Annotated in this window: 2 protein-coding genes; both read right to left on the bottom strand. The window is 75.4% G+C overall.

The annotated features are described in order from the left end of the window. Window positions 1-138: 138 nt before the first annotated feature. Window positions 139-735 (bottom strand): response regulator transcription factor, encoded by a 597-nt coding sequence (locus MCAG_RS02385; RefSeq protein ID WP_007071392.1) that lies wholly within the window; start codon window positions 733-735, stop codon window positions 139-141. Between the two features lie 122 nt (window positions 736-857). Further along, the gene (locus MCAG_RS02390; protein ID WP_232290049.1) at window positions 858-1,556 is read right to left on the bottom strand and encodes a response regulator transcription factor; all 699 of its coding nucleotides are present in this window, start codon (window positions 1,554-1,556) and stop codon (window positions 858-860) included. Window positions 1,557-1,819 lie beyond the last annotated feature (263 nt).

Consider the following 1,819-nt stretch of genomic DNA (forward strand, 5'->3'; position numbering starts at 1 on the left):
CCCACGAGGAGTTGCTGGCCCGGTCGGCGACGTACCGGGAACTGGTCGGCCACTGGGACGACCGGCCGGCGGGACGACCGGCCCCGGTCACGAGGGGCTGACCGTCCCACCGGCCCCGTGCGCGCAGCCCGACCGGCCTCAGATCCAGCCGGACTCGCGGGCGAGCCGGACCGCCTCGATCCGGGTGCGCGCCCCGGTCTTGCGGGCGATCCGCCCGAGGTGGTTGCGGACCGTGCCGCAGGACAGCCGCAGCGACCCGGCCACCTCGGCGACCGGGGCACCGGCGGCGGTCAGCCGCAGCACCTCGGTCTCCCGGGCGGTCAGCGGGCAGTCGGCGGCGAGCGCCGCCATGACGAGTTCGGCGTCGACCACCGACTCCCGCCGGGCGAGCCGGCGGACCCCGTCGACCACCCGTTGCGGGGCCACGTCGCTGGCCAGGATGCCGACGGTCCGCCCCGGGGCGAACACGCTGTGCAGGCCCCGGACGCGGCGCGGGTCGGCCAGCACCAGCAGCGGGCACCGCTGGATCGCCGCCGGCTCCACCGCTTCCGGGTCACCATTGATCAGATCGAAATCCACCACCGCGACGTCCGGCTGACCGGCGCGGACGGCCTGGTCGACCGCGTCGCCGCGGCCCACCTCCGCCACCACGTGGATGTCCTCCTCGGCTGCGAGGACGAGCGACAACGCGCCTCGGACCAGGGCACCGTCCAGGGCAAGCAGGGTACGGATCACGTCGGACCTCTCCCAGGCGTCTCGGCACATCACAGATCGTGAATATTCAAACACGAGTTCCACTGCGCCGCCCGGCGAGCGGACGGGCCCCGACCTGCCTCGCCGGAGCCCCGTGTGCGCGACTACAACCACCCCTCGTGCTGCGCCAGGCGGACCGCTTCCATCCGGTTGCGGGCCCCCGTCTTGTGCATGATCGCCGAGAGGTGGTTGCGCACCGTCCCGTGCGCCAGGAAGAGCCGACGGGCAATCTCCTTCAGCGGTACGCCCTCGGCTGCCTCCCGCAGCACCTCCCGCTCGCGCCGGGTCAGCGGGTTGGCCGGCGGGCTGAGCACGGCCACGGCGGCGCACGGGTCGATCACCCGCTCCCCGGCCGCGGTGGTGCGGACGGCGTTGGCCAGCTCCGACAACGCGACGTCCTTGCTGACCAGCCCGCGTGCCCCGGCGGCCAGGGCCGCCTCGACCAACGGCGGGCTCCAGCGGTGGCTCATCGCCAGCACGGCCGTCTTCGGTGCCTCGGCGACCACCCTGGCCACCACCGCCGCCGCCGCCGACTCGGGCGCGTCCGGTTTCAGCTCCAGCACCAACACGTCGGGTCTCTCCCGGCGCAGCACCGGCCACAGTTCGCCGATGCCGGCGGCGTCGGCGATCACCTTGATGTCCTCCTCGCTCGACAGCGCGGCGCGCAGGGCGCTGCGCAGCAGTCCCATCTCCTCGGCCACGACGACGTGGATCAGCACGGATCTCCGATCTCGGGTACGCGCCGCGCCGGCCATCCCGGCTCGATACCGGCGGGCGGGGCGGTACGCACGGAACGGCAACATCGGCCCGCAGCTGCCCCTGCTGGGCGCTGCGGGCCCTGTTCGGCCACATCGGGCGGTGCGGCACGGCACGGGGCCGACGACCGCGGGACGGGCCATACCGAGACTCAGCCGGGGCAGGCGGTCACCGCCGGGGCCCGGCTGTGCACCGGGGTCGACGGGAGAGCGGTACGGTGGCGGGGCCGACGGGGCGCGAGCCCACCGCCTCGCCCGCGAGGGCACCCTGCGCGACCGCCCGGCGCGCGCCGGCGGCCGGGGCCGGCGCG

The sequence above is a fragment of the Micromonospora sp. ATCC 39149 genome (genome assembly GCF_000158815.1).
Taxonomy (GTDB): Bacteria; Actinomycetota; Actinomycetes; order Mycobacteriales; family Micromonosporaceae; genus Micromonospora.